The 20,759-nt window shown below is 30.0% G+C and carries 22 protein-coding genes; 21 read left to right on the plus strand and 1 reads right to left on the minus strand.

Annotation, left to right across the window (positions count from 1 at the left end; genetic code table 11):
- The first annotated feature begins 23 nt into the window (after window positions 1-23).
- The 9 genes from CLOBL_RS04035 to CLOBL_RS27865 all read left to right on the plus strand — a co-directional run bounded on the left by CLOBL_RS04035 (window position 24) and on the right by CLOBL_RS27865 (window position 5,486).
- Window positions 24-458, plus strand: a complete 435-nt coding sequence (locus tag CLOBL_RS04035) for a GNAT family N-acetyltransferase (protein ID WP_077857838.1) — start codon at window positions 24-26, stop codon at window positions 456-458.
- Between the two features lie 69 nt (window positions 459-527).
- Window positions 528-899 (plus strand): class I SAM-dependent methyltransferase, encoded by a 372-nt coding sequence (locus CLOBL_RS28445; RefSeq protein ID WP_242953784.1) that lies wholly within the window; start codon window positions 528-530, stop codon window positions 897-899.
- A complete protein-coding gene (locus CLOBL_RS28450; RefSeq protein ID WP_242953785.1) occupies window positions 889-1,224 on the plus strand; it encodes a hypothetical protein in 336 nt (111 codons plus the stop codon). The genes CLOBL_RS28445 and CLOBL_RS28450 overlap by 11 nt, the downstream gene beginning before the upstream one ends.
- Window positions 1,225-1,319: 95 nt before the next feature.
- Window positions 1,320-1,853 (plus strand): GNAT family protein, encoded by a 534-nt coding sequence (locus tag CLOBL_RS04045; RefSeq protein ID WP_077857839.1) that lies wholly within the window; start codon window positions 1,320-1,322, stop codon window positions 1,851-1,853.
- A gap of 277 nt (window positions 1,854-2,130) precedes the next feature.
- A complete protein-coding gene (locus tag CLOBL_RS04050) occupies window positions 2,131-2,931 on the plus strand; it encodes a hypothetical protein (RefSeq protein WP_077857840.1) in 801 nt (266 codons plus the stop codon).
- 191 nt (window positions 2,932-3,122) lie between these two features.
- On the plus strand, window positions 3,123-3,740 hold the full coding sequence (locus CLOBL_RS04055) for an Ig-like domain-containing protein (protein ID WP_077857841.1): 618 nt from the start codon (window positions 3,123-3,125) through the stop codon (window positions 3,738-3,740).
- A gap of 214 nt (window positions 3,741-3,954) precedes the next feature.
- Window positions 3,955-4,800, plus strand: a complete 846-nt coding sequence (locus CLOBL_RS04060) for an ABC transporter substrate-binding protein (protein WP_077857842.1) — start codon at window positions 3,955-3,957, stop codon at window positions 4,798-4,800.
- A gap of 106 nt (window positions 4,801-4,906) precedes the next feature.
- Entirely contained in the window at window positions 4,907-5,077 is a 171-nt protein-coding gene (locus CLOBL_RS27860; RefSeq protein ID WP_179117680.1) for a hypothetical protein, read from the plus strand.
- A 259-nt stretch (window positions 5,078-5,336) separates the two neighbouring features.
- A complete protein-coding gene (locus CLOBL_RS27865) occupies window positions 5,337-5,486 on the plus strand; it encodes a hypothetical protein (RefSeq protein ID WP_179117676.1) in 150 nt (49 codons plus the stop codon).
- A 257-nt stretch (window positions 5,487-5,743) separates the two neighbouring features.
- Here the strand turns inward: CLOBL_RS27865 and CLOBL_RS04065 are convergent, their stop codons facing one another.
- Window positions 5,744-6,064, minus strand: coding sequence for a helix-turn-helix domain-containing protein (locus CLOBL_RS04065; RefSeq protein ID WP_077857843.1), 321 nt, complete (start codon window positions 6,062-6,064; stop codon window positions 5,744-5,746).
- Window positions 6,065-6,211: 147 nt separating this feature from the next.
- Here CLOBL_RS04065 and CLOBL_RS04070 point away from each other — a divergent pair, with 147 nt between their 5' ends.
- The 12 genes from CLOBL_RS04070 to CLOBL_RS04125 all read left to right on the plus strand — a co-directional run bounded on the left by CLOBL_RS04070 (window position 6,212) and on the right by CLOBL_RS04125 (window position 20,721).
- Complete coding sequence (locus CLOBL_RS04070; RefSeq protein ID WP_077857844.1) at window positions 6,212-6,766, plus strand: flavodoxin family protein; 555 nt, start codon at window positions 6,212-6,214, stop codon at window positions 6,764-6,766.
- A gap of 327 nt (window positions 6,767-7,093) precedes the next feature.
- Window positions 7,094-7,543 (plus strand): hypothetical protein, encoded by a 450-nt coding sequence (locus CLOBL_RS04075; protein WP_077857845.1) that lies wholly within the window; start codon window positions 7,094-7,096, stop codon window positions 7,541-7,543.
- Window positions 7,544-7,985: 442 nt separating this feature from the next.
- A complete protein-coding gene (locus CLOBL_RS04080) occupies window positions 7,986-9,989 on the plus strand; it encodes a KUP/HAK/KT family potassium transporter (protein ID WP_077857846.1) in 2,004 nt (667 codons plus the stop codon).
- Window positions 9,990-10,630: 641 nt separating this feature from the next.
- A complete protein-coding gene (gene kdpA, locus CLOBL_RS04090; protein WP_077857847.1) occupies window positions 10,631-12,310 on the plus strand; it encodes a potassium-transporting ATPase subunit KdpA in 1,680 nt (559 codons plus the stop codon).
- 34 nt (window positions 12,311-12,344) lie between these two features.
- Window positions 12,345-14,408: a potassium-transporting ATPase subunit KdpB gene (gene kdpB / locus CLOBL_RS04095; RefSeq protein WP_077857848.1), complete on the plus strand. Its 2,064-nt coding sequence runs from the start codon at window positions 12,345-12,347 to the stop codon at window positions 14,406-14,408.
- Window positions 14,409-14,471: 63 nt separating this feature from the next.
- Entirely contained in the window at window positions 14,472-15,098 is a 627-nt protein-coding gene (locus tag CLOBL_RS04100; protein ID WP_077857849.1) for a K(+)-transporting ATPase subunit C, read from the plus strand.
- Window positions 15,099-15,258: 160 nt separating this feature from the next.
- Complete coding sequence (locus CLOBL_RS04105; protein ID WP_077857850.1) at window positions 15,259-17,976, plus strand: sensor histidine kinase KdpD; 2,718 nt, start codon at window positions 15,259-15,261, stop codon at window positions 17,974-17,976.
- On the plus strand, window positions 17,966-18,664 hold the full coding sequence (locus CLOBL_RS04110; protein ID WP_077857851.1) for a response regulator transcription factor: 699 nt from the start codon (window positions 17,966-17,968) through the stop codon (window positions 18,662-18,664). The genes CLOBL_RS04105 and CLOBL_RS04110 overlap by 11 nt, the downstream gene beginning before the upstream one ends.
- 139 nt (window positions 18,665-18,803) lie before the next feature.
- Window positions 18,804-18,929, plus strand: a complete 126-nt coding sequence (locus tag CLOBL_RS28900; RefSeq protein WP_278281322.1) for a hypothetical protein — start codon at window positions 18,804-18,806, stop codon at window positions 18,927-18,929.
- Between the two features lie 137 nt (window positions 18,930-19,066).
- The gene (locus CLOBL_RS04115) at window positions 19,067-19,546 is read left to right on the plus strand and encodes a GNAT family N-acetyltransferase (protein WP_077857852.1); all 480 of its coding nucleotides are present in this window, start codon (window positions 19,067-19,069) and stop codon (window positions 19,544-19,546) included.
- 85 nt (window positions 19,547-19,631) lie between these two features.
- A complete protein-coding gene (locus tag CLOBL_RS04120; RefSeq protein ID WP_077857853.1) occupies window positions 19,632-20,177 on the plus strand; it encodes a GNAT family N-acetyltransferase in 546 nt (181 codons plus the stop codon).
- Window positions 20,178-20,199: 22 nt separating this feature from the next.
- Entirely contained in the window at window positions 20,200-20,721 is a 522-nt protein-coding gene (locus tag CLOBL_RS04125) for a cysteine hydrolase family protein (RefSeq protein WP_077857887.1), read from the plus strand.
- Window positions 20,722-20,759 lie beyond the last annotated feature (38 nt).

Here is a 20,759-nt window from a genome sequence, read left to right on the forward strand (position 1 = left end):
CCAATTTGCAGAGGTGATAGTAAATGGAGATAAAGAAAATACTGCAATCCGAAAAAGCAAGCGCTATGCATTTTGTATGGAATGTATTTTTAGAATTTGAAGCACCTGATTATGTGGATGAAGGTATAAATACATTTCATGATTTTATAAATAATGAAGAAGCAGTAAATGGTCTTGAAATTTATGGCACATACGAAAAGGAAAATCTTGTCGGTATTATAGCAACAAGAAATAATGGCAATCATATTGCATTATTTTTTGTACATGGAAAATATCACAGGCAAGGAATTGGACGAAAATTATTTGAGACAGTTCTAAAAAATAGTACCTCAAAAATAATTACTGTCAATTCTTCACCGTATGCAATCGAGATTTATCATAAACTAGGATTTATGGACAGTGATATAGAACAGACAAAAGAAGGTATTAGATTCACACCGATGAAATATCAAAAATAATATAAATTTACTGATTAATTGAATGAATTACAATTTAAGTTTAGGATATAAATAGTAGAGGGGATATAAATGGATAGTGCAAATATTCCAGTATGGGAATTACTTCAAAAGCAAATGATATGGAAACAGTTAAGTTTTATATATAATAAAAAGGTATTAGATTTTGGAAGTGGAAAAGGAATTACGGCTTCATATTTTGCTAATGATAATGAAGTTATTGCAATAGAGCCAGATGATGAAATGCTATTAAAAAGAATCACTGAAAATAATTATACTCAAATACATGGAGATATTCGAATTTTAGAAGAATTTGAAGACGAATATTTTGATGTTATATTATGTCACAATGTCTTTGAATATGCTTTAGAGAGAGAAGAGATTACTAAGAAATTCGCAAGAATTCTAAAAAAAAGATGGAGTATTATCTTTAGTGAAACATAATCGATCAGGAAGAATCATGCAGATGGTTGTTTTATTAAATAATTTTGAGCATGCAAACGAATTGTTAGAAGGAAAGAGTGGGAAGGCAGAAAAATTTGGAGATATTCATTATTATGATGATATGGATATTTTAAAGTGGTCAAGTGATTTTAAAATAGAAAAAATATTAGGGATTAGAACCTTTTGGGATTTACAACAAAATCAAGAGAGACAAAAAGATGAAGAATGGCAAAAGCAAATTCTTTCTATGGAGCAGAGAGTTTGTGACAAAGAAGAATTTAAATCAGTTGCCTCTTTTCACCATTTGATACTTCGAAAGAAATAATAGAGTCATCAAAATAACTAAAATATGAAAAATAACTTTTAAAAGTATAATTAATTTATGTATTATAAATAGCAATTTTAAAGAAAGTGACATAGATGAGAATGGAAACTTGTAGAATAATTCTTCGCAGTTTTGAAAAGAAAGATTTAAAGGACTTAAATGAGTATTGTAGTCAAGATGGAGTTGGAGAGATGGCTGGATGGAAACACCATTGCAGCCTTTTAACTTCAAAAGAAGTACTTCATAGAAATATTAAAAATAATAACATTTTTGCAATAGAAAATAAAGAAAACGGAAAAGTGATTGGTCATATAGCAGTGAATAGTGATTCTGAGAATGGAAGAGAAGATACAAAAGAATTAGGATTTGCACTGAATCGTAACTATCAGAATCAAGGAATTATGACAGAAGTAATTTATCAGATTTTAGATTATTTATTTTCTGGTGATATAAAATACGTATATGCTTGTTGTTTTCAAAATAATCAACCATCTAAATGGTTGATTGAAAAATGTGGTTTTACTTTTGAACAGGAAGGTTCATTTTATTCAAAATCTCTTAATAGAACTTTTAAATCATTTGAGTATGTTTATAGTAAAAATGATTGGCAGCTACAGAAGAGCCATTAATAAATTGCAATTTAAGATTTGGTGCTATGAATTTTATTGATAATATAATATTTATGCTGATGAAAAACATCTTGGGCATATTTGTATTTTGTAATAATATTTTAAGAAAAAATTAAAAGATTTGTCAAACAACTATCAAAAATTAATGGTAATATTGGTTATGGTAGAAAAATATCTTTCTGTTAAGGTATATATAAGCCTAAGAGGGACTAAGTAAAATAAATATTAGCTAAAGAAAAGATATTATCAAGAAAGATAATTTAGAAGGGACGATTTAATGGAAATCTTAAAAACACTACTATTACAACCAATAATAGAAACAATTTATTTAACCGGAATGATTATTTTAATAGGGTTTATACTTGGAATATTAAGGAATGGTTCTCTGAGAAATTTTCAAAGAAGTTTTGGACCTAATGCAGTAATGGTTACGGGTTTTATTGGAGTTCCAGTACATGAACTCAGTCACGCTATACTTGCATTAATTTTTAGACATTCTATAAAAGAGATGAAGTTACTTCAAAGGCCAGATGGAAGTGGGACTTTAGGATATGTTAGACATTCATATAATCAAAATAGTATTTATCAGCAAATAGGAAATTTCTTTATAGGGATAGCGCCAATTTTTGGAGGATTAATATGTATAATATTGTTAATGAAGTTTTTACTTCCTAGTTCTTATGGTGAATTTATAAAAATATCCACTAGTAATATTAATATTAGTAATTTAAACATAAAGATCATTGAAAGAATATTAAATTCATATTATGGGCTTATAAAAACTATATTTACATATTCAAATTTAAAAAATCCTATGTTTTATATATTCTTGTTTTTATCTATATGTATATCTTCACATATATCCTTAAGTAAAGCAGATATAAATGGGGCGTCAAAAGGTCTATTTATTATGTTTGCATTGATAATTCTATTAAATATAGTTGGACTAACCAAGTATATATCAATGGCTGATATCATTAGATATAATGTAATGTTAACTGGTTTTCTTTTAGTTGCACTAATATTTTCTTTAATTACATATGTCATAAGTGAGATAATTGCATCATTAATACGATAGACAATTTTACTCTTAAAAAAGCATCTAACCACTACAACTTTTTGTAGTGGTTAGAAATATTAAAGGTTCATTCTATGTAGCATATATTGTTATTTTCTAGAATTTTGATTATTATCTTATAATTGTAATAAGTAGATGATAATGCTAAAATATATATAAAAAAATATATATTATAAGGGGAATAAAATAATATGTTTAAAAAAGTAGGAAAAAAGGTTATAAAATTATTAGTTGTAATTATAATGTGTATAAACTTAGTGCCAACGTCAATGGCATTTGCATCAACAACAAGAGTAACAGGAATAACTTTAAGTAACTCAAGTTTAAGTATAGCAAAAGGGAATACAACAACACTAACAGCAACAATAACTCCAAATACAGCAACTAATAAAACCGTGAAATGGGAGTCAAGTAATACAAAGGTCGCTAAAGTAGATAGTAATGGAAAAATAACAGCAGTATCTAAAGGGACAGCAACAATTACATGTAAAGCAAAGGATACAAGTAAGAAAAAAGCAACATGTAAAGTAACTGTAACAAGTACATCAACATCTAAAATAACAGGAATAACATTAAATAAGTCAAGCTTAAGTATAGCAAAAGGGAATACATCAGCATTAATAGCAACAATAGCTCCAAATACAGCAACTAATAAAGCAATAAAGTGGAAATCAAGCAATAAAAAGGTCGCTAAAGTAGACAGTAATGGAAAAATAACAGCAGTATCTAAAGGAACAGCGACAATTACATGTACAGCAAATGATGGAAGCAAAAAGAAAGCAACATGCAAAGTTACTGTAACAAAATAGATAATCTAATAGAGTGATGTAGAATTATAAATACCAGCAAATTATTTGCTGGTATTTACTCGTAATAAGAGAGATTATATATTATATAGCTTAAGTTGTTATAAAATAATACAGTCAGTAATTTTGGCTGTATTTTTTTAAAACGTGAATAATTTAAATCTCAATCAAAGAAAATAACTATAAACTGAATATACTTTGGAGGGGATTTTTACTAATGAAAAAAATGTTTATTTTAATAGTTATTGTAATTGTTATTGGAATAATAATTAAATATAGTGCAGTTATTAATGGTAGTATTACAGTAGATAATTCAATTGAAAAAAATAGATTACAAATAATTCAAGAAAAAGGAGTAATAACTGTTGCATCAGCAAATGAAGTTCCATTCTTTCATGAAAATTCCCAAGCAGATAGTTTGGTTGGAATTGATGCTGATATTATAAAAGAAATTGCAAGAAGACTTGGAATCAATAAAATTCAGATGAAGGAAGCATCATTCAAGGATTTATTAAGTAAATTAAATAGTGATAGCAGTGTGGATATATCCGCTAATGGAATATATATAACTTCTGAACGCGAAAAAATTGTATCTTTTACGCAGCCATTGTATAAGGAATCAGAAACTGTTATTGTTCCCAAAGCCTCAAAAATTAATTTTAAAAATGATTTAAAAAATACATTGATAGGGGTAGAAAAAGGTACGAGTTTTGAAGAGTTGGCACAAAGTTGGAAGAAAAATAATTTGGTGAAAGAAGTGGTGATTTTTGAGAATATACCTGATTTATTGGATTCTATAAATAGTGGAAGAGTTGATGCAGGATTAGCGGATTCTGTGGTTATAAACTATTTTTTAAAAAAAGAAACAAATCTTTTTTTGAGAACACTTAAGGATTATACTCCTGAATTGCAAGGAATTATAGGAATAGCAGTTAGAAAAAATGATATAGCATTATTAAACGCATTAAACGAAAAAATTACAGATATGAAAACAGATGGTACACTGTATTCTATTCTTGTAGAAAATGGTTTAGATAAAAATAATGTGGTTAATATTAAATAAAAGTAGGTTATGTATAGTCTACCTTTATTTTTTTGCCTAATTTTAATCACAATAATTTAAATACAGCATATATATGGTAGGTATAAGTGTAAAAGGGGTGAGGAAATTGGGTAATATAATAAAAATTAATATGTATGTAAAAATGAAAAAAGGAGAAAGTACTAAGTTAAGCTTGAAAACAATAGAAGAAATTATATCTAGATATAAGAGCTGGTTAAAGAAAACAAATAGAGAAGATCGAATAGAAAACTACAAAAAATTTATACAAACTCAATAATTATTTCTAGAGAGCAATAGATATATTGTTCAAAATTATTACTTTCTAGGATCAAATTTATATGTATAACAAAATACATATACGAAAATAAGAAATGGTTTATTGAGGTATAATAAGCCATGATGATGTAATTATAAAAAAATCTGAAAATTAATTTAAATGACATATTTCTGTCACAGTTATAGGTTATAATATAAGGCATTAGTTGAATATAAAAAAATTTAACTTTAACATAATATAATGCTAAGGCGGTGAGTTTGTGAATAAAACGACTAATGGGAAGAAGGTCATGGAAATTATAAAAGGCCTTTCAGAGGAGCAGCAAGAGGTTATATTATATTTGTCAGAAATATTCGAAGGGGAAGAAGAAGCAGTTTTAGAGTATTGTAGAAAAGAGTTTGTTGATTAATAGTACAGTCATTAATTTGACTGTATTTTTTTATATGTAATATCGAACTAATTAAAAAAGGATAACTTGTATAAGTGATAACAAGCTATCCTGAGTTATGAGTTATGTATATTTATAAAATAGGGGGAATTAGAATAAGTTTTAAATAACTTACGATATTATTATAAACAATAATTGTCTTAGTATTGTGTCAAAATGATTAAGTTAATATAAATATTATATTAAAATAAAATTAAGTTTACATCTGCAGGGTTATATTAAACAGATGGATGTTTATAGTTATAAGCTTCGTCTCCCCATTTACCAAGATACTGTAAAACTCCTATGAGTTTTTGACTAAGTTCTGATAATTCATATTCTACTCTTGGTGGAATTTCATTATATTGACGACGAATAATAAGACAGTCTTCTTCGAGTTCTTTTAAGTTTTTTGATAACATAAGACTAGATATACCAGTAACTTTTCTCTGTAGTTCATTAAATCTAATAACTCCATTTTGTGACATGGTCCAAATGATTAACAGTTTCCATTTGCCGCCTATAATTTTTAAAGCATATCCTATGTAAGGGTTTTTCATAAAGCAACCTCCATTACTTATATAAATATTAGTAACTAAACATTTTTTGCGTACTTGTTGATTTATATGTTACTTAATATAATGAAGTTAGTCAATAGATAAGTGAATTGACTGAACAAATTTTTATATTAAAAGGAGAGAGATGAAATGTCAAAAGTAGTTATTTTTAACGGAAGTCCAAGAAAGAATGGATATACTGGAAAATTATTAGAACAAGTGGCAAAGGGAGCAAAATCTAAAGGTGCTGAAGTTATAGAATTTGATTTAAATGATCCTGGAATACGTGGATGTCAAGGATGTATGTATTGCCGTACCCATGACGGATGTGCTGTTAAGGATTATTTACAACCAATGTATGAAGCTATTAAGGAAGCAGATGCTATTGTGTTTGGTTCTCCAATTTATTATTATAAAATTACAGGGCAAGCAAAGGTCTGGTTTGATCGTACATTCCCAATGCTTGGAAATGATTACAAGCCAAAATATCCAGGTAAAAAATTAATAACAATATTTGCCCAAGGAAGCCCAGATCCTAAAATAGGAGCAGAGGGTGTTAAATATGCTAATAATATGTTAGAAGAATTAGGCTGGAAATTAGAGGATAGTATTCATTACTGTGGAACTAGTCACAATCCTGATCTAGCAGTGTTTGATGAGTTATCTTTAAGAGCATTTAAAGATGGAGAAAATTTAGTAGACTAAATTCTTATAAATTAGTCTATTGATTGTCAATAAATCTGATGTAAATAATTAATAGAATGGAATGAATTTGATTTTGAAGGGAAATATAATAAAATGGTAATACGTTAATTACATTTTATTTTTCAATAGAGGCAGATTAGGTAGAAATACTTAATGTGCCTTTATTTTATTATTCTCTAGAAATAATAATAAACACTTGGAAAATTATAATGCCGTTTTAATACTTATTAAATTAAAATTTTTAAAACTTATAACAAATTAAGTTGATTAACATAGTATATAAGTAGAGAATACTGATTTAGCGATTAATAGCAGGAGGAAATAAAAATGAGTAACTATTATGAATATGAAGATAAATATGATAAACATGAAAAATATGAAAAATGCGATAAGCATGAAAAATATGATAAATGTGAAGAATATGATAAACACGATAGATGTGAGGAAAAGGAAGAGAAAAAAGAAAATTGCTTTGAAAAAATAGAATGTCCAACTGCCGAAGCATTAGAAGAAGCTTATAAGGCAGCTATTAAAAAAGCATATTATAAAGGTATTGAAGTAGGAGAAAAAAATGGATTCCATAAAGGCTATGAAGAGGGCAAAGAAGAGGGCTTCAGCGAAGGATGTAGAAAAGGTGAGCAAAAGGGATTCTATGAAGGATATGCAAAAGGCAAAAACGAGGGACTTCATGAAGGATATGAAAAAGGATTAAAAGACGGATGTAAGAGAGTAAAAGAAAAAGCTTTAAATTGTATAGATAAAATTGAATGCTGCTAATAAGCAACTTTATGCTTAAACTAGTAGAAGAATTTATTTCATATAGATAAATCTTTGATTAATAATTTAATGCCATATATAGCTTAATTATAAGTTATTTATTTTTTTGAGCAGTAGTTAGGATTAGTCCATCTACTGCTTCATTGTTAACTAAATAATTTCTATTCTAGATTTTAATATAGTAAAGATTTTAAAGAAATGAAAGCTTCGAAATAAGAGAGTAGGTGGGAATTTTTAAAGCTCCAGGTTGGTTATAAAATTTATTTGATTTTGTCTGAATTTGTTCATGTAAACGATGTTGAGGGCGTAATTTTGACAATTTGTTTCATTATCTAACTTTTAGTAATTTGACTACTATTTTTCATAAATGATATTATAATAATTAGTGTTAAAACAAGGTATACTATATTTATAATTATATTTCTTGAAAAGGAAGGTTTATATGAAATCAACTAATAAACATAATAATGTTACTAAATTAAGTTTAGGGGGAGTCTTAGTAGCACTAGGTGTAGTGTATGGAGATATTGGAACATCACCACTTTATGTAATGAAATCAATTATTGAAGGCAATGGTGGGTTAGGACATATATCTGAAGAATTTATTATTGGAGCTTTGTCTCTAATTTTTTGGACAATAACAATTTTGACAACAATAAAATACGTCTTTATAACATTAAAGGCAGATAATAAAGGTGAAGGAGGAATTTTTTCTCTTTTTACATTAGTACGTAATCGTGCAAAATGGCTTATTATTCCAGCTATGATTGGTGGAGCTGCATTACTTGCTGATGGAATGTTAACACCTGCTGTAACTGTAACGTCATCAATTGAAGGTTTAAAGCTGATTCCAAGTTTTAATGCTCTTTTTGGCAGAGATCAAGATATAATTATTACAATTGTAATAACAATACTATGTCTACTATTTTTTATTCAACATTTTGGTACTGATTTAATAGGAAAAATGTTTGGTCCAATAATGTTGATTTGGTTTTCAATGCTCGGCATTTTAGGGATTATAGGGCTATCTAATGATTGGACTCTATTACGTGCATTGTCTCCATACTATGCAATAAAAATTCTTTTTAGCAGCGATAATAAATTAGGATTTTTTATTCTTGGAAGCGTATTTTTAGCAACAACTGGTGCAGAAGCTCTTTATTCCGATCTTGGACATGTTGGGAGAAAGAATATTTATGGTTCTTGGCCTTTTGTTAAAATAAGTTTATTATTAAATTACTTTGGTCAAGGAGCTTGGGTACTGGCTGCCAAGAAAAATTCCATGCATATAAATCCAGGAGAATTAAATCCATTTTTTCAAATGGTTCCTCATAGTTTTTTAATTTTTAGTATAATAATTTCAACTTTAGCTGCAATTATTGCTTCTCAAGCATTGATTTCAGGGTCCTTTACTCTTGTTTCTGAAGCTATTAAATTAAACTTATTCCCTAAATTACATATTATGTACCCATCAAGATTCAAAGGGCAGCTCTATATGCCTTCCATTAACAAACTTTTATGGATTGTTTGCGTTGGACTTGTGTTGTATTTTAGAGATTCTGAACATATGGAAGCAGCGTATGGATTATCAATTACAGTTACTATGCTAATGACAACTATTCTTTTGTTTAACTATTTATTAAAACAAAAAATTTCTCCTGTTATTGCTACAAGTATACTTGTTTTCTTTGGTATATTTGAAGGTTCCTTCTTTGTTGCAAATGCTGTTAAGTTTACGCATGGAGGATATGTAGCGGTTTTAATTGCTCTAGTAATTTTATCCCTTATGTACATATGGATTCAAGGTCATTATACTAAGATTCGTTTATTAAAATATGTTAAAATTGAAGATTATAAAGAACAACTAAATCTTTTACGTCAGGATACTGATAGGCCTAAATATGCAACAAACCTTGTATATTTAACTAATTCAGAATATGCTGAAAAAATTGAGAGAAATATAATGTACTCTATTTTAGATAGAAGGCCAAAGAAAGCCGATGTATATTGGTTTGTTAATGTTGTCGTTACTGATAATCCTTACGATGCAGAATATGAAGTAGAGACTTTCGGAACATCATATATTGTAAAAGTCCAAATAAAACTTGGCTTTAGGTTAGAACAAAAATTAAATGTTTATTTACGTCAGATTTCAACCGAGTTGGTAAAAAGTGGAGAAATAGATATTCAATCTAGAAACTACACTATTATTCCTGAACGAAAAGTAGGAGATTTCCGCTTTACTTTAATTGTAGAACAGCTTTCTTATGAAGCAGACTTGAGTACCTGGGAAGCACTTATATATAGAACTAAGTTATTTATAAAAAAATATACTGTAACACCGACAAAGTGGTTTGGACTTGAAACTAGCGATGTTGATGTTGAAAATGTTCCATTATTTTTAAGTAGCTGCAAGCAAGACTTCTTAAAAAGAGTTTCAAAATAGTTTTAACTTAAAAGTTATTTTATTCACTTGCCAAATTTTTCTCACATGCGCTTAAAAAGGCAGATGTGTAAAAAATCTACGGCTCAATAGTAGCTTTAGATTTTGTTCTAAACATGGGTAATAAATTAAATATTAGAACATGAAAAATAATCCTGAAGAGATATTCTTCAGGATTATTTTTTTGCGTGCCAAGCATGGCACGCACTAATAATTAAAAGTTCATGCTTTTACCAAAGGAGAAGAAAAATTAAAGCTAAGAAAGTATAAAGGTTTAGTCATAAACAAATAATAAGTTTAGATTAAAGAAGTTTTCATAGATATCCAAAATCTTTATACAATCTTTATACCAATAGCTATACTTTAATCCAATCTTTATACCGTAAGTAGTATTATTCAATATAGAAAATAAATATCGAAGGGGGAGGAACAATGTTAGATGTTGTATTTTTTACATTATTGATTTTAGGCTTTGGTTCAGTAATCTTTTTTGCTAACTGGTGTGAAAAGCAAGTGAATAAATAGGGGGAATATGTATGTGGATTTTGATTGGAATTATAGTTTTACTATTTGGATATTTGAGTTATGCACTATTTAATCCAGAAAAATTTTAGATAGTTGCAGCAAATTAGGAGGAATAGATTATGGAATGGTTACAAATAATAATAACTTTACTACTTTTCATGCTAATTGTAGTACCACTTGGAAAGTATTTATATTACGTGAGTACTGGGGAAAAGACAGTTGTAGATAAGGTTTTTAATCCAATAGATAACTTTATTTATAAAGTATGTAGAATAAATAAAGAAGAAAAAATGAATTGGAAGGAATATGTGGTCTCAATTATAGCAGTAAATGCGGTTATGGTATTTATAGGATATATAATTTTAAGAGCTCAGGGACTTTTATTTCTAAACCCAAATAAAATAGATGGAATGGAGCAGAGCTTATCTTTTAATACAATTATAAGTTTTATGACAAATACAAATCTCCAAGATTATAGTGGAGAGTCTGGACTTTCTAATTTAAGCCAGATGATAGTTATTATATTTATGATGTTTACATCAGCGGCAACAGGTTTTGCAGCAGCTCTTGCTTTTATGAGAGGAATAATTGGAAAAAAATCAATGGGAAACTTCTTTGTTGATATAACAAGAATTACAACAAGAGTTTTACTACCATTTTCAATAGTAATAGGAATTCTTTTAGTATCTCAAGGAGTGCCACAAACTCTATCTGGAACTAAAACAGTTACAACAATAGAAGGGAAAATGCAGGACATAGCGATGGGACCTGTAGCAGCTCTTGAAGCAATAAAGCATGTAGGTACAAACGGGGGTGGTTTCTTTGGTGCAAATTCAGCACATCCTTTTGAAAATCCTACGCCTTTAACAAATTTAATAGAGTTATTATCTATGATGATGCTTCCAGGAGCACTAGTTTATACCTTTGGTTTAATGCTAAAAAATAAAAAACAAGGCTGGGCGATCTTTGGTGCAATGGCAGGATTATTTATTATAGCACTACCAATATGTTACTTTGCAGAAAAGGCAGGAAATCCAGCTTTAGCACATATCGGATTAAGTCAGGCTATGGGTAATATGGAAGGTAAAGAAGTTAGATTTGGAATAGGACAGTCTTCCTTATTTACTACAGTAACTACAGCTTTTACAACAGGAACAGTAAACAATATGCATGATTCCTTAACACCTTTAGGGGGAGCGGTTGCCCTCATGAACATGATGCTTAATGTTATATTTGGCGGAAAAGGTGTAGGCTTTATGAACATGATAATGTATGCAATTCTTACAGTCTTTTTATGTGGACTTATGGTAGGAAGAACACCAGAGTTTTTGTCAAAGAAGCTTGAAGGCAGAGAAATTAAACTTATAGCTTTAGCTATAATAATTCATCCATTTTTAATATTGATGTTTTCAGCACTGGCTTTAGTTATGCCTGAGGGGTTTGCAGGGATATCGAATCCTGGCTTCCATGGTTTGTCTCAAATAGTTTATCAATTTGCTTCATCTGCGGCTAATAATGGTTCTGGTTTTGAAGGTCTAGGAGATAATACTATGTTTTGGAATACCACAGCAGGAATAGTTATGTTTTATGGAAGATACTTATCCATCATAATTCTTCTTTCAGTAGCGGGATCTTTAGCAGCAAAAAGAAGTATACCAGCGACAGCAGGAACTTTTAGAACTGATAATACAATGTTTGCAGTAACTTTAATGGCTATTGTTTTAATAATTGGAGCTTTAACCTTTTTACCAGCTATAGCTCTTGGACCAGTAGCAGAACACTTAACTTTGTGGCATTGATTATTATGAAATTAGAAGGCAGGGAGAAAATACTATGAGTGATAATAAAAAAGAATCTAAATTTATTACAAAAGATATATTAAATGAAGCAATAATAGAATCTTTTAAGAAGTTAAATCCAAAATATATGATAAAAAATCCTGTTATGTTTGTGGTTGAAGTAGGTTTTGTTATAACTCTATTACTTACCTTTGTACCAAGCTTATTTGGGGATGAGGGTAATAATTTGAGGGCTTACAATTTAATTGTAGCAGTAATACTTTTTATAACAGTATTATTTGCAAATTTTGCTGAAGCAGTTGCAGAAGGACGTGGGAAAGCCCAGGCTGAAAATCTAAAGAAGATGAAAAAGGATACTGTAGCTAAACTTTTAAATACTGATGGAACTACTAAAATAATAAATGCCAATGAATTAAAAAGAGGCGATATAGTTTTAGTTGAAAATGGAGATATAATTCCAAATGACGGTGAAGTTATAGACGGTATAGCTTCTGTAGATGAATCAGCTATAACAGGTGAATCAGCACCTGTTATGAAGGAGAGAGGAGGAGATTTTGCATCAGTTACAGGTGGAACAAAGGTTGTAAGTGACTGGTTAAAAATTGAGATAACAGCAACTCCTGGTGAATCCTTCTTAGATAAAATGATTTCGCTTGTTGAAGGAGCCTCAAGGCAGAAAACTCCAAATGAAATTGCACTTAACACCATACTCGTAAGTTTAACAATTATATTTCTTATAGTAATAGTTGCACTTTATCCAATGGCTCATTATTCTGGAGTTGCTATTTATATTTCAACTTTAATTGCACTTCTTGTATGCTTAATACCAACAACAATTGGAGGACTTCTATCAGCCATAGGTATTGCAGGTATGGATAGAGTTACAAAATTTAATGTTATTGCAATGTCAGGAAAAGCAGTAGAGGCTTGTGGTGATGTAGATACAATGCTTCTTGATAAGACTGGAACCATAACCTTTGGTAACAGACTTGCAGCTGAATTTATTCCAGTTGGAAATGCGGATAAAAGTGAGCTTATAAATTATTCAGTAATATGCTCTTTAAAAGATGATACTCCAGAAGGAAAATCAATAGTTGAACTTGGAAGAAAATTAGGTTCAAATGCCAAAGAAGAAGAATATAAAAATTTAGAATTTATTGAATTTACAGCTCAAACAAGAATGAGTGGAATAGATTTACCAAATGGTTTGAAGGTAAGAAAAGGAGCTTCTGATTCTATAAAGAACCGAATAAAAGAACTTGGCGGAAATATTCCGGAGGATTTAGATGATGCAGTAAATAGCGTTTCAAAGTTAGGAGGAACACCTCTTGTAGTCTGCGTTAATGAAAAAGCATATGGGGTGATTTACCTTAAAGATACTGTTAAACCAGGACTTATAGAAAGATTTGAAAGACTTAGAGAAATTGGAATTAAAACAGTTATGTGTACTGGAGATAATCCTTTAACTGCCGCAACTATTGCTAAAGAAGCTGGTGTAGATGAATTTATTGCTGAATGTAAACCAGAAGATAAAATTGCTGCAATTAAAAAGGAACAGGATCAAGGTAAACTTGTAGCAATGACAGGGGATGGAACTAATGATGCACCAGCTCTTGCTCAAGCAGATGTAGGGCTTGCAATGAATAGTGGTACTACAGCAGCTAAAGAAGCAGCTAATATGGTTGATTTAGATTCAGATCCAACAAAGATTCTTGAAGTTGTTGAGATAGGAAAACAGCTTCTAATAACAAGAGGAGCTTTAACAACTTTTAGTATAGCTAATGATGTAGCTAAATATTTTGCTATAATTCCTGCTATTTTCACTGTGGCTATACCTGAAATGCAGGTTATGAATGTAATGGGACTTTCAACTCCATATAGTGCTATACTTTCAGCATTAATATTTAATGCAATAATAATACCATTACTTATACCAATAGCAATGAAGGGGGTAAAGTATAAACCAATGAAGGCAGAGACTATGCTTCTTAGAAATATGCTTATTTTCGGAGGTGGAGGAGTACTTGTTCCGTTTATAGGGATTAAAGTAATTGATGTTATTATTACTCCATTAGTTAGGATTCTTAATATTGGATAATTTATTCAGTTACCAGTTAACAATAAATAACAGTATGCATTTCAAGAAAAAGGAGATTTTTATATGAAAATAATTAAAAAATCTATTGGTATAAGTATTATGTTTATGGTACTTTGCGGGCTTATATATCCTCTTTTTATGACAGGAATAAGCCAGCTTATATTTAATAATAAGGCTAATGGCAGCATGGTAAGCCTGGATGGTAAGGAAGTTGGCTCTGAGCTTATAGGACAAAATTTTACAGATCCAAGGTTCTTTAGAGGAAGAGTTTCAGCTGTAAATTATAACACTTATGCAGAAGCAGATACTGTGCCAGATGAAAGCGGAAAAGCAGCCTACAGCGGAGTAGCATCAGGATCTCAAAATTTAGCTCCATCGAATGATGCACTTAAGGAAAGGGTTCAAAAAGATATAGATGATTTTTTAGCAGCTAATCCTGGAGTTAAAAAAGAAGATATTCCTACAGATTTGCTTACAAGTTCAGGTTCAGGATTAGACCCTGATATAAGTCCAGAGTCAGCAAGAATTCAAATACCTGCAGTTTCAAAGGCATCAGGAATAAGTGAAGCAGATCTTCAAAAAATAGTTAATAAATACACTGAAGGCAGAACACTTGGAATATTTGGTGAACCAAGAGTAAATGTTCTAAAAGTCAATATGGAAATAGCTTCAATTTTAAATACAAAGTAATTTGGGTTTTGAACTCATTTTACTTTTATATTATTATTAGAGGATATATAATTTCATTAGGCGGAAGGCGCAATCAAAGAAATAATAAAACAGTATGCTGGGCTATTATTTTCTTTCATGTGCCTAAGCTAAAATTAAAGAAATGTTAGGAGTGATTTAAATAGATATAAATGAAAGGCCAGATCCACAGTATCTTTTAAATCAAATAAAAAAAGAAGAAAATGAGTCTTCAAGAGGAAAATTAAAAATATTTTTTGGTTATGCAGCAGGTGTTGGAAAAAGTTATGCTATGCTGGTGGAAGCTCATGATGTGAAAAGGCTTGGCAAAGATGTAGTAATTGGTTATATAGAACCACATGCAAGAACAGAAACTATGGCTTTAGTAAATGGAATTGAGAATATAGGCGTTAAAGTTATTAATTATAGAGGGGTAACTTTAAAAGAATTTGATTTAGATAAAGCATTAGTTAGAAAACCTGAGATAATACTAGTAGATGAACTTGCCCACACTAATGCTGCTACTGAAAGGCATAGAAAAAGATGGCAGGATATAGATGAACTTTTAGAGGCAGGAATAGATGTTTATACGACTTTAAATGTTCAGCACATAGAAAGTTTAAATGATATAGTTGAAAGTATAACTCATATTGCTGTAAGAGAAACAATTCCAGATAAGGTATTTGATGATGCTGATAAGGTTGAGTTAATAGATATTGAACCAGATGAGCTTTTAAATAGATTTAGTGAGGGAAAAGTTTATAGTAAAGAACAAACAATGAAGGCCTTTAATAATTTCTTTACTAAAAATAATTTGTTTGCTCTTAGAGAAATAGCCTTAAGGAGAACTGCAGACAGGGTAAATTATGAAGTGGAAAGTGTAAGATTATCAAAAAGCCAGATAACTGTAATGCCTACTTCAGATGTAGTTCTTGCATGTATATCTCCTTCACCATCTTCTTTAAGAGTTATAAGAACGGCAACAAGAATGGCTGAAGCGCATCATTCAAAATGGATTGCATTATATGTTGAAGGTACAAAATCTAAAAATTTAGGTAAAGAAGATAGAGAAAGGTTAAATTCTCATTTTAATTTAGCTGAGCAGCTTGGTGGCGAAGTAGTAACTGCATACGGTGATAATGCGGTTGAGCAAATAATCCAATATGCAAAGTTCAGAAATGTAACTAAGATAATTATAGGTAAAAATCATAAAAAACCAAATAATTTATTTCATTTTTATGCAAAAGATATTGTTGATAAACTTATGGAATCTAATTCCTATATAGATGTATATGTTATCCCAAATTCAACTTTTGACAAGAAAAGAGAAAAGACTATAAAAAAGAATAAATATAGCTCTAAGATATCAAAAAAAGAAATTTTAATAGCAGTTTTAATAATGTTAATTACTACAATAGTTGCATTATGCATTGATTATTTAGGATTCAGTACTGCTAACGTTATTATGATTTTTATATTAGGGGTTATTATTGTAAATATAAAGACAAGGGGATACATCTTGGGTTTTATCTGCTCAATTGTGAGTATACTTTTATTTAATTATCTTTTTACAGAGCCAAGATATTCTTTGGAGGTTTATGATAAAAGCTATATAGCTACTTTTCCTATAATGTTAATAGTAACTTTTACAATTGGGACTCTTACAAGCAAAATTCAAAGGGAAGCACTTAATTCTTCGAAAAGAGAAAATATAACTCAGATATTATATAGAGTAAGCAGAAAATTGTTAAGTGCAACTGGAACAGCAGACGTTGTAGGTATAGGAATAAAATACTTATCAAGGCTCCTTGAAAGAACTGTTATCTGCTACTTAGGACAAGAGAATAAGCTCTCCACTCCATTTATTTATACTGCAACTAAAGGAGAGAAAGACAGGACTTTATTAAATAAGGATGAAGAAGCAGTTGCTTATTGGACATTTTTAAATGATAAAGAATGTGGAGCCGGGACCAATACATTTCATGGAGCAAAAGGATATTATATGCCTCTAAAAAGTCATGGGAAAGTACTCGGTGTATTAGGTGTTTCCTGTATTAATGGACCGTTAAAACCAGCGCAGAAATTTATTTTTGAAACAGTTGCAAGTCAGATTTATATTGCATTAGATAGGGAAATCTTAGCTGAAATCCAAAAGAAATCTAATTTAGAAATTGAAAGTGAAAGGCTTAGAAGCAATCTTTTAAGATCAATATCTCATGATCTTAGAAGCCCCCTTGCAGGTATCAAAGGCTCTGTGAGCACCATTATTGAAACAGGTAATCTTATATCTGAAAAAACTAGAGGAGAATTACTTCAGAGTGTTTATGATGATACTGAATGGCTTATAAGGTTAGTGGAAAATCTGCTTAGCATGACAAGATTTGATGGTGGAGATATGAAAGTTAAAAAAGATACAGAGCTGGTTGAAGAAGTGGTATATGAAGCAGTTCAAAGAATTTCAAAGCGCTCTGTAGATCATGAAATAAAAGTAACAGTTCCTGAAGCTGTAATAATGGCTCCTATGGATGGAAGTTTAATTGAGCAGGTACTTATAAATTTAATTGATAATGCTATTAAATTCACACCTAAAAATTCTTTGATTGAGGTTAAGGTCTATGAAAACGAAAAAGATATTATTTTTGAAGTAATTGATAACGGCACTGGAATAGCAGAAGATATATTGCCACACATATTTGATAGATTTTTCACTAATGGAGATAAAATATCTGATTCAAGAAGAGGTGTAGGCTTAGGTCTTGCAATTTGTAAATCTATAGTTGAAGCTCATGGAGGAACAATTGCAGCTGACAATAGAGAGAATGGCGAAGGAGCAATTTTTAAATTTAATATTCCAAAGGAGGGGAATGGTGATGGACAATAAACCATATATCCTTGTTGTAGAGGATGATAAACCAATAAGAAATTTTATAACGGCATCCTTAAAAGCGCAGGGTTTTAATTATATAGAAACAGATAAAGGAGCAGAAGCTATTGCACTATCGATATCCCATAGACCTGATTTAATAATACTAGATCTGGGACTTCCAGATATGGATGGTATTAATGTAATTACAAAGGTACGAGAGTGGTGTAAGATTCCAATAATAATTGTTTCTGCAAGAGAAAATGAGAGGCAGAAAATAGAAGCCTTAGATAAGGGAGCAGATGATTATTTAACAAAACCTTTTGGAATAGGAGAGCTATTAGCAAGAGTCAGGGTATCATTAAGACATAGTGTAACAACAAATAATGAAACGAAAGATATAGGGGTTTTTCAAGTTAAAGATTTAGTTGTAGATTTTAATAAAAGAAAAGTGACTATAAATAATGAAGATATACATCTAACTCCTAACGAATATAAAATAATGGCTCTTCTTTGTAAGTTTCCTGGAAAGGTATTAACTCATAATTTTATAATTAAGGAAATCTGGACTTCTCCAGTAGGAAACGAAACTCAGTCTCTTAGAGTTTTCATGGCAAGCCTTAGACGAAAAATAGAAAAGAATCCAGCACAGCCACAGTATATATATACGGAAGTTGGCGTTGGATATAGATTAGTAGAAGATTAGAAAAGCAGACATTTAGAAATATATTAAAGGAAAACATTTAAAAAATATAAATTTGATTTTTGGAAATCAAATAATATAGCATATGAAAACATGGTATAATTAGGAAGTCAGTATTAGAGAATTTAAGGGGGAATATATAATGTATACTATGACTATTATAGACTTAACTAGATTAATTCCTTTAGTTATATTGTGGGGATTAGGAGTTTACACATTAATTTTGTTAATAAAAGCATTAAAAATATATATTAAGAAAAATTCTTAGCAGTATTATAAATAAAAATTTTAAATTAAAACATATTAGAATCTTATATATTTTTGTTACTATATTAAGGCAAGTATGACAATAGAGGATAATTTCATGTAAAATAATATTTAAGCTAAGGAAAGGATAATTAATTCATGGATATAAAAATAATATCTTCAGAAAACAGAAATCAAATTAATGAATTTATAATGTCACATTGGTTCTCTACAGATATGGTTGTGAGAGGAGAAATTGTTGACATGAGATTAATAGATGGATTTGTTATGTATGATAATGAAGAAATTATAGGGCTCGTGACTTATAGAGTAAAAGCTTCTGAGTGTGAAATTATGTCATTAGATAGCTTGATGGAAAGGCAAGGTATTGGAACAGTTCTTTTAAATAAAGTTATTGAAGTTGCAAGAGGAGAAAATTGCTCAAAAGTAAAGATAATTACAACTAATGATAATATTAATGCTTTAGGTTTTTATCAACAGCGAGGCTTTGATATGGTAAATTTATATCACAATGCCTTAAACGATTCAAGGAAGTTAAAGCCATCAATTCCTTTGGTTGGGGATTTTGGAATCCCTTTAATGCATGAAATTGAGTTTGAGATGAATCTTGATAAGTGATTATTATTTTGAGAGTTTATGTAATATAAGCTCTTATTTTATGTTAAAATATAGTAAAGTTTTATTTAAGTAGGATGTGGTAAAAGTGATATTAGAAACTAACAGATTAATTTTGCGTCCATGGAAAGAGGAAGATGCACAAGAGTTATATAAATATGCGAAGGATCAGAACGTAGGACCTTCTGCAGGATGGCCGGTACATACTGATGTTCAAAATAGCCGCCAGATTATTGAAGATGTCTTATCTAAAAATGAAACTTATGCAGTTGTATTAAAAGGTAAAGATTTGCCAATTGGCAGTGTCGGACTTGTGATTGGTGAAGACAGCAATATAGCTATAAACAAGGATGAAGGTGAAATTGGCTATTGGCTTGGTGTTCCTTATTGGGGACAAGGCTTGATTCCGGAAGCAGTTAAGGAGCTTATGAGACATGGTTTTGAAGATATTGGGCTCAAGGTTATTTGGTGCGGATATTATGATGGAAACGAAAAATCTTGGCGTGTTCAAGAAAAATGTGGTTTTAAATATCACCATACCAAAAAAGATGTAAAATTAGAGCTGATTGATGATATTAGAACAGAGCATATTAGCTGTATCACAAAAGAACAATGGCTTAGTATTTATAAATAATGAATTTGAAGGGGATATAAAGATGGTTTTATTAGTAGTTGATACACAAAAATTAATAACAAATGAAGAATTATATAACTTTGATGCCTTTGTGGCTAATGTTAAAGAATTAATACATGAGGCTAGGAAAAATAATGTTGAAGTAATATATGTGCGTCATGATGATGGAGCTGGGAATGAATTAACAAAAGGTAATGAGGGTTTTGAAATATATGAAGGGTTTAAACCTATGGCACAGGAAAAGATATTTGATAAAACGGTTAATAGTGCCTTTAAGGAATCTGGATTATTAGAATACTTAACAGATAAGGGAGAAAAAGACGTAATAGTCATAGGGCTTCAAACAGACTATTGTATTGATGCCACTATAAAATGCGGCTTTGAACATGGGTTTAATATTATAGTTCCAGCATATGCAAACACAACAGTTGATAATAAATTTATGTCATCAGAAGAAAGTTATAAATATCATAATGAATTCATGTGGAATGGCAGATATGCAGAATGTATTTCATTAGATGAAACAATTAAAAGAATGAAATAATTATGAAGCTGAAAGCACACTAGTTGTAGTGTGCTTAA

This window comes from Clostridium sp. BL-8, assembly GCF_002006495.1.
GTDB lineage: Bacteria > Bacillota > Clostridia > Clostridiales > Clostridiaceae > Clostridium.

What these genes read in the sequence shown, in the direction of transcription:
- CLOBL_RS04035 (WP_077857838.1), top strand. Translation starts at nt 24, where the DNA reads ATGGAGATAAAGAAAATACTGCAATCCGAAAAAGCAAGCGCTATGCAT.
- CLOBL_RS28445 (WP_242953784.1), top strand. Translation starts at nt 528, where the DNA reads ATGGATAGTGCAAATATTCCAGTATGGGAATTACTTCAAAAGCAAATG.
- CLOBL_RS04045 (WP_077857839.1), top strand. Translation starts at nt 1,320, where the DNA reads ATGAGAATGGAAACTTGTAGAATAATTCTTCGCAGTTTTGAAAAGAAA.
- CLOBL_RS04050 (WP_077857840.1), top strand. Translation starts at nt 2,131, where the DNA reads ATGGAAATCTTAAAAACACTACTATTACAACCAATAATAGAAACAATT.
- CLOBL_RS04055 (WP_077857841.1), top strand. Translation starts at nt 3,123, where the DNA reads ATGTTTAAAAAAGTAGGAAAAAAGGTTATAAAATTATTAGTTGTAATT.
- CLOBL_RS04060 (WP_077857842.1), top strand. Translation starts at nt 3,955, where the DNA reads ATGAAAAAAATGTTTATTTTAATAGTTATTGTAATTGTTATTGGAATA.
- CLOBL_RS04065 (WP_077857843.1), bottom strand. Translation starts at nt 6,064, where the DNA reads ATGAAAAACCCTTACATAGGATATGCTTTAAAAATTATAGGCGGCAAA.
- CLOBL_RS04070 (WP_077857844.1), top strand. Translation starts at nt 6,212, where the DNA reads ATGTCAAAAGTAGTTATTTTTAACGGAAGTCCAAGAAAGAATGGATAT.
- CLOBL_RS04075 (WP_077857845.1), top strand. Translation starts at nt 7,094, where the DNA reads ATGAGTAACTATTATGAATATGAAGATAAATATGATAAACATGAAAAA.
- CLOBL_RS04080 (WP_077857846.1), top strand. Translation starts at nt 7,986, where the DNA reads ATGAAATCAACTAATAAACATAATAATGTTACTAAATTAAGTTTAGGG.
- kdpA (WP_077857847.1), top strand. Translation starts at nt 10,631, where the DNA reads ATGGAATGGTTACAAATAATAATAACTTTACTACTTTTCATGCTAATT.
- kdpB (WP_077857848.1), top strand. Translation starts at nt 12,345, where the DNA reads ATGAGTGATAATAAAAAAGAATCTAAATTTATTACAAAAGATATATTA.
- CLOBL_RS04100 (WP_077857849.1), top strand. Translation starts at nt 14,472, where the DNA reads ATGAAAATAATTAAAAAATCTATTGGTATAAGTATTATGTTTATGGTA.
- CLOBL_RS04110 (WP_077857851.1), top strand. Translation starts at nt 17,966, where the DNA reads ATGGACAATAAACCATATATCCTTGTTGTAGAGGATGATAAACCAATA.
- CLOBL_RS28900 (WP_278281322.1), top strand. Translation starts at nt 18,804, where the DNA reads ATGTATACTATGACTATTATAGACTTAACTAGATTAATTCCTTTAGTT.
- CLOBL_RS04115 (WP_077857852.1), top strand. Translation starts at nt 19,067, where the DNA reads ATGGATATAAAAATAATATCTTCAGAAAACAGAAATCAAATTAATGAA.
- CLOBL_RS04125 (WP_077857887.1), top strand. Translation starts at nt 20,200, where the DNA reads ATGGTTTTATTAGTAGTTGATACACAAAAATTAATAACAAATGAAGAA.